7 protein-coding genes are annotated in these 6879 nt (G+C 56.5%); 3 read left to right on the top strand and 4 right to left on the bottom strand.

Features of this window, described 5'->3' with window-relative positions:
* Positions 1-975: tetratricopeptide repeat protein (locus FJ147_12015; protein MBM4256606.1), on the top strand; the 975-nt coding region annotated here is incomplete at its 5' end.
* A 121-nt stretch (positions 976-1096) separates the two neighbouring features.
* On the opposite strand, the gene FJ147_12010 is transcribed toward FJ147_12015, so the two are convergent.
* From FJ147_12010 to FJ147_12000, 3 genes are all read right to left on the bottom strand, one after another.
* On the bottom strand, positions 1097-2839 hold the full coding sequence (locus FJ147_12010) for an amidohydrolase family protein (protein ID MBM4256605.1): 1743 nt from the start codon (positions 2837-2839) through the stop codon (positions 1097-1099).
* Between the two features lie 311 nt (positions 2840-3150).
* Complete coding sequence (locus tag FJ147_12005) at positions 3151-4326, bottom strand: cytochrome P450 (protein MBM4256604.1); 1176 nt, start codon at positions 4324-4326, stop codon at positions 3151-3153.
* Positions 4327-4351: 25 nt separating this feature from the next.
* A complete protein-coding gene (locus FJ147_12000) occupies positions 4352-4678 on the bottom strand; it encodes a DUF2834 domain-containing protein (GenBank protein MBM4256603.1) in 327 nt (108 codons plus the stop codon).
* A 169-nt stretch (positions 4679-4847) separates the two neighbouring features.
* On the opposite strand from FJ147_12000, the gene FJ147_11995 reads away from it, so the two are divergent.
* Positions 4848-5375, top strand: coding sequence for a winged helix DNA-binding protein (locus tag FJ147_11995; GenBank protein ID MBM4256602.1), 528 nt, complete (start codon positions 4848-4850; stop codon positions 5373-5375).
* 60 nt (positions 5376-5435) lie between these two features.
* Here FJ147_11995 and FJ147_11990 read toward each other — a convergent pair whose 3' ends face one another.
* Positions 5436-5777, bottom strand: a complete 342-nt coding sequence (locus FJ147_11990; protein ID MBM4256601.1) for an EthD family reductase — start codon at positions 5775-5777, stop codon at positions 5436-5438.
* 110 nt (positions 5778-5887) lie between these two features.
* Here FJ147_11990 and FJ147_11985 point away from each other — a divergent pair, with 110 nt between their 5' ends.
* Entirely contained in the window at positions 5888-6829 is a 942-nt protein-coding gene (locus FJ147_11985; GenBank protein MBM4256600.1) for a hypothetical protein, read from the top strand.
* Positions 6830-6879 lie beyond the last annotated feature (50 nt).

The following is a 6879-nucleotide window of genomic DNA, read 5'->3' as shown; positions in this document are numbered from 1 at the left end:
CGGCGCGAGCTGGACGCGGCCCAGCGCTCTCAGCACGACGCGTTGCAGTTGTTTCGCGAGGTCGGCGATGTCCGGGGCCAAGCCTTTGCCGTGAGTGAGCTGGGGACTATTGCGCGGGTGCGGGGCGAGCTGGACGCGGCCCAGCGCTCTCAGCACGACGCGTTGCAGTTGTTTCGCGAGGTCGGCGATGTCCAGTGCCAAGCCTTTGCCGTGAGTGAGCTGGGGACTATTGCGCGGGTGCGGGGCGAGCTGGGCGCGGCCCAGCGCTCTCAGCACGACGCGTTGCAGTTGTTTCGCGAGGTCGGCAGTGTCCGGGGCCAAGCCGATGCCATGAGCGCGTTGGGGAGCATTGCGCGGGTGCGGGGCGAGCTGGACGCGGCCCAGCGCTATCAGCGCGACGCGTTGCAGTTGTATCGCGAGGTCGGTGATCGCCTGGGCCAAGCCTATGCCTTGACTGAGCTGGGGAGCATTGCGCAGGTGCGGGGCGAGCTGGACGCGGCCCAGCGCTATCAGCACGACGCGTTGCAGTTGTATCGCGAGGTCGGCAGTGTCCAGGGCCAAGCCGATGCCATGAGCGCGTTGGGGAGCATTGCGCGGGTGCGGGGCGAGCTGGACGCGGCCCAGCGCTATCAGCACGACGCGTTGCAGTTGTTTCGCGAGGTCGGCAGTGTCCAGGGCCAGGCGAATGTGTTCACGGAGCTGAGTAAGCTCGCACAAATGCAGAAAGAGACGAAACAGGCAGAGGCTTATGCCCAAGAGGCGTTACAGTTATTTCGCGAACTCAAAGTACCAGAAGGCCAAGCGGAAGCGTTACGCGAACTCGGCGCGATAGCCGAACAGACGGGGGACTTGGTATTGGCCGCGAGCTACCTGCAAGAAGCGTTAGCGCTGTTACAAGCGATCGGGGCAAAACTAGACGTGACGAAGACCGAGGAGTTGCTCAAGCGGGTCCGAGCGCAACAGGCAGCGGCATAGGCAATTAAGAAGGACGAGAAACTGAATCGGAGAAACGGGGAAACGGAGAATCGGTGAAGCAGAAGGGTGGAGCGGTCTCCGGTTCTCCCATTCTCCGTGTCTCCGTTTCTTTTCCCAGAGGTTACGCCGCGCGCCCGTGCCGCAACAGCTTGCCCGTTGTCGCGCCAGTGCACTTGCCGTCCTCAAAGGTCACGCCACCGTTGACCATGATGTAGCGATAGCCTTCGGGCTTGACCACACGACGCCATTCATTGGCAGGCAGGTCATGGAGCACCTCCCAGGGTCCTGATTTCAGATTCGCCAAATCATATACCACGATGTCCGCCGCCAAGCCTTCACGGAGCACTCCACGATCCTTGAAGCCAGCCGACCACGCGGGCAACGCACTGAGTCGGAAATGCGCTTCTTCTAACGAGATCATGTTGGCATCACGCACCATCCAGGTGAGCAATTCCGTCGGATAGGCACCAGCAACGATGAACTTCAGATGCGCGCCACCATCAGACACGCCTGGCACGGTGTACGGTGAGTTCAGCACTTCGCGAGTGTAGTTCTCATTGCGATTGATAACGTCAGTACGCCACTCGGTCTTCAGTCCGTCCGCCACTGAGATATCGAGCATCGCATCCAGCACGTGCTTGTTCTCGCGCTGGGCGATCTCTTTGATCGTCATGTTCTCATACTTTTTGTACTGCGCACTCTGTGTAGAGATGAGCGTGTAGTTGGGCACTTCACCAAAGATTTCGATCGGTACTGTGCCGGAGTCGTACTCGTCGCGGATGGCTTTCCGGATACCAGGGTTCGCCAGCTTGGCTTTCTTCTCTTCTAACGTGCCCAGGGTCGCATCACGCCAGACTGCGCTGTTGTCGAACAGGTTCCAATCTTCAAAGGTGAATGAGAGGTTCGTCGCCAGCCGCGAGGCGGTCTGGGCAAACACCTGAATGCCTTTTCTATTGGCCTCTTCTACCCACTTGAGTTGCGAGCGGAACATCTCAGGATATTTGTCGTTAATCGCAATGGCGTTGTACAACACTGGTCGGCCACTCTCTTCCGACAAACGGGCATTAAAATCGAAGTCATATTTCGGGCCGCGTTCTGGATTATGAATCGCCGCACTCGCCTGCGTGAGCTGGATACAGCCATCATTGTGCTCACCCAGTGCCCGCGCCATCTGAAGATAGAAATCATCTGGCAGGATATCGGAAATCATCGGCGAACCATCGTAGTCGCGCTGCACAGAAGCAAAGCTGTCTGGGAACAGACGTTGCGCGCCCCACCCTACGGCGCCAGCTTGCATCGCTTCGTGGAACAGTTGAATGGTCTTATGCACTTCCTGTTCATTGGGTAAGCGTTTCTTGGCTTCGGCAAAGCCACCCATAGCATACGCCACCAACGGCGTGACCGGTACAAGCTGTGAGATATTGATCCCTAACGGCATGCGATCGATGTGATTCATCCACTGTGGGAAGGTTTCCCAATCAAACGCCATTGACGCTTGCATGGTCCGGAACGGAATCGCTTCGTTGCGTTCCATCGAACGCATCGCGCGTTCTGCATCTCTCGGGAATACCGGCGCGAAACCAAAGCCGCAGTTGCCATTCGTGACTGAAGTCACGCCGTGCCAGCTGCCCATCGTGCAGTATGGGTCCCAATGTAACTGCGCATCATAGTGACAGTGCAGATCGATGAAGCCGGGTGCGACAACCAATCCAGTCGCATCGATCACTTTTGCCGCATCGCTCGCATTCAAGCGGCCGATCTGCGCGATCTTGCCGTTCTTAATGCCGATGTCCGCTTTGTACCGCGGTACGCGCGTACCGTCGACAATTGTCCCCCCTCTAATAATGGTATCGAACTGTGGCATGTCACCCTCCTTTTCTGAAATGTGGACATTCTTTCGTAATACGTAATGCGTAAAACGTAAAGGGAGACAAGAGGCAGGAGGCGCACAATCAAGAAGGTAGCGATCCTCTTCTATGTCCCGCCCTCTACAGTTTACCTAGTAGATAGTCCAGAAAGTTTTGATGGATAACTCAAGGGACGTCATTCCCGCGAATGCGGGAATCCAGGCGGCTTAACGACAGGCCACTGCTGAATTTCCCTGGATGCCCGCCTGCGCGGGCATGACGAAACCCTATCCCTCAAAATTAAGTGGACTGACTACGAGTCGCACATTTACGCAGCAAATTGCAATGGTAAGGTTTGTACCCCCCGCACGATGATCGAGGCTATCTGCGGTAACGGTTCCCTCGTGGTAAAGGCCGGGCAGTCAAACAGCAGCGACTCGAACGCAATGCGTCCTTCCAACCGCGCTAACGGTGCCCCCAGGCAATAATGGATGCCGTAGCCGAACGCCACGTGATCTTGGGGATTCCGTGCCACATCAAAACGGTCAGGCGCGGGGAACTTCCGCTCATCGCGATTAGCAGACGCCAGTAGCAAAAAGACCGTAGCACCTGCGGGAATCGTCCCGCCTTCGAGTGCGACTTCACGAGTAGTGACGCGTGGCAGCAACTGCACTGGGGATTCATAGCGTAATACTTCTTCCACCAGCGAGGGAATCAGCGATCGATCAGCACGCACTTTGGCAAGCTCAGCCGGGTGGCGCAACAGATTGCGTACCCCATTGCCAATCAAGTTGGTCGTGGTCTCGTTCCCTGCCAAGAGCAACAGAACGGCCAGGCCCAGGATTTCCGCTGACGAGAGCGTGTCGTGCTCCTCTTCCGCTCGCACCAAGGCACTCAGGACATCTTCGCCTGGCTCCTGCCGACGGCGCGCGATCGACTGCTCAAAGTATGCCCGCATCTCCGCCCCGCTCTGGCGTACACGGCTACGTATGGCTTCCTCCGTTGGGCGACTGGTCCCAAGGACAACGTCGTCCGACCAGCGTTTAAACTCGTCAAACCGTTCACTTTCAACGCCAAGCATTTCCGCGATCACTGTGGTCGGAAGCGGGCCGGACAACCCTTGTACGAGATCACCTTCGCTTTGCGTCCGTAATGTGGCGATCAACTGTCGCGCAATCTCATGCACGCGAGGTTCCAGGGCGCGAATGATGCGTGGCAAGAAGCCTTTATTCACCAGTTTACGCAGGCGTGTATGGTCTGGTGGGTTCATGTCAAGAATCCAGGGAATCTCAGGTGTCGGATTCAGATCCCCCAGCGTTTGCCCTGTAAAGCCGGCGGACGAATAGATCTGCGGGTTACGCAGCGCGAAGTCGACATCGGCGTACCGACTCAGCGCCCACGCTTGCATCGGCTCAATCCAGTAGACTGGCGCATGCTCGCGCAGGTACGCATAATATGGATAGGGATTATCCATCACCTCGGGTGCGATAGGATTGTAGTCCATTGACACTTCTCCTTTTCGGGTCACGTTAACGTCCGAGGCGCAGCTGGCGCTCTCGGAGCAGTAAAAACAGGGGTAAGCCCGCGGCAAAGGAAATCAGCCACGAAACGACGATACAAAGCCAGAACTTGCCACTGCCCAAGCGTGGACCGTCGCTGAACAGGAGGACGTTATACGCTGCAAAGGCAATAAGGAGGTCGAACAGTACTGAGGCAGTGACGGCATTCTGCAATGGCACGGTAAAGAAGTCGACCAAGAGGTTTCCACCCGCAGCCAGGTACTGCAGGTTGTAATACATGGGAAGAACGACTCCGAGGACCGCAAGCACTGCGTACGTTATCTCTCGCCCGGTCACGCGACCTCCTTCGTTTGCATCGTGGAAAGGTTGTATACCACAATTATTGCAATGTGCAAGTTTATATTTTTTGCGTTGCGCTGAGCATTGCGAACTCGCGGCATTCCCGCTACAGAGAATGCAATATTGAAGACATCACGAAGTGAGAAGTCAAGGAATCATTTATCGTATGAGAGAGATGAAACGTCCTGAGCAGAACGACCTGGTCGCTGATTTGATGGCCCTTTTTCTACCCCTGCATTATCGCATTGGCATCGGGTTTGAAGAGACACTACGCTGCGGTCAGATCTCGCGCAAGCAAGTCGCGATTCTGTGGCTCATGCGCGCCGAAGGTGGACTGGAAGGCAGTATGCGCCGGAAGGACATCGAACGTCTGCTGGCGTCTTGGTTTGAAACCAGCAGTTCCACGATTACCCGCTCGTTGGCCGCGTTGGCTCGTGCGCCGTTGAAGCTCGTGCGCGTCGTTGGCGACCGTGATTCAGGGCGTGAAAAACGCGTGTCGTTGACGCCGAAAGGGGAGCAGTTTCTGTCGACCATGACCGCACAAGGGCGTGCGTTTTCGCAAAAGCTCCTGGATGGCATGCCACAACCAGAAATTCGTGAGATGGTGCGCTTGATCAAAAAGGCGATCGCCGTCCTTGAACAGAACGGCGAGGCGAAAGGTCCACCACGGGCAAAAGGCCTTGTACCACCATAGAGGTTCCGCAGGATACGCTGGCTGAGGCCGTACGGCAAAGAAGCTCTTTGCTTCACTCTGCTACATGACGTGCACTTCCTCAGTGATGAACGATAGGCACTTGCCGAGATCGGCAAATTTTAGTTCATCAGGGCGAATGATCTCTAAGTAGCGCGGTTCGTTAAAGGCCGTTTCGAGCGCCGCAACACTGTCAAACCACAACTCGGCGATGCCATCGTACTGTCCCGCAGCACCGAGTGGCAGCGCGCCTTTGACGAGATGGCATTGAGTGTACTTGCGCACGTGACGCGTGAATTCTGGCACGCTGGTGACCACTTTGCTGTGATGATTCTTCCAATAGGAATCGAACTCTTCCCACGTGAGTCCAGCTTTTCGTGTGACACAGATAACGATTTTCACCATAGTATTTCCTCCTTCTGGCAGTCTCACTGTATTTCACATGTTTTGTTGCGAGGAAAGTAAATCCCCGCTACAAGAAGGCACTAGTTTGTCTGCGCCCAGAGGAGAAACACATGAGTAACCAACCAGTTTTCATGGCCCGTGACGATCGCTTCCACTTTGCAGAGATGGGTGGCGACTGGTGGGCGACGGAAACTGCGTGGTTTTCGTTTTGTCACCCAGAGCGACGCTTGGGTGGCTGGTTCTATACGATGGCGAGGCCCAACATCGGTACCGTCGCCGGCGGGGCGTGGATCTGGGACGATTCCGCCCATTTGCCGTGGGAGGTGTTGTACTCAGCCAACTATTCGGCGTTACCGTTGCCGCGCGATCAAGACCTCGACAACATCACGCTACCAACCGGCGTTTCGATACGGGTCATCGAGCCCTGCCTGTCGTATGAACTCAGCTACAGCGATAAAGATCGCCTGCAAGCTGCGTTACGCTTCGACGGCGTCATGGCGCCCGAACCCTTAACCAGCACCGGGTCGACCTTCGGCCATGCTTCGCACTTCGATCAAATTGGCCGCGTGCACGGTTCACTCGTGCTGCATGGTGAAACCATTCCTATTGATTGCTTCGCGGTTCGTGATCGCACCTGGGGACGCCGGCCCGAAGATCGACCACGTCAAGCAGCCTATGTTACTGGCGTCGCAGGTGCCAAGCATGGTTTCCTGGCTGTGACAAACGGTGACACCGACCGCAATCCTGTTGCCTACGGCTTTCTCATGCGCGAAGGGCACGTCATACGCCTCACTGAAGGTGAGCGATGGGTCTCACGTGATCCTGCGACTCACTGGATCACACGCATAGAGCTTGCCGCCAGTGACGCCGAAGGACGCAAGATCGTTGCCGTTGGTGAACCAGTGAACCGCATCATTATCAACCGCCATACCTTTATCGACGTGAATAGTCTCGTTCGCTGGAGCATCAACGGCGAGGTCGGGTGGGGTGAAGACCAAGACATGTGGCCCGTGCATCGCTGGTCGCGGATGCGCCGCGGTACCCGTGTTTGAGCCACAGCACAGCGATAAAATCGTTCAACGACTCTCTGTACAGGGCCATT

The organism is Deltaproteobacteria bacterium (assembly GCA_016874775.1).
GTDB lineage: Bacteria > Desulfobacterota > Binatia > Bin18 > Bin18 > VGTJ01.
The sequence above is the reverse complement of the archived record's forward strand: the minus strand, read 5'-3'. Positions and strand labels throughout refer to the sequence as shown.

Excerpts from the sequence above, each read along its gene's own strand:
- FJ147_12010 (MBM4256605.1), bottom strand. The coding sequence starts at position 2,839 with ATGCCACAGTTCGATACCATTATTAGAGGGGGGACAATTGTCGACGGT.
- FJ147_12005 (MBM4256604.1), bottom strand. The coding sequence starts at position 4,326 with ATGGACTACAATCCTATCGCACCCGAGGTGATGGATAATCCCTATCCA.
- FJ147_11995 (MBM4256602.1), top strand. The coding sequence starts at position 4,848 with ATGAGAGAGATGAAACGTCCTGAGCAGAACGACCTGGTCGCTGATTTG.
- FJ147_11990 (MBM4256601.1), bottom strand. The coding sequence starts at position 5,777 with ATGGTGAAAATCGTTATCTGTGTCACACGAAAAGCTGGACTCACGTGG.
- FJ147_11985 (MBM4256600.1), top strand. The coding sequence starts at position 5,888 with ATGAGTAACCAACCAGTTTTCATGGCCCGTGACGATCGCTTCCACTTT.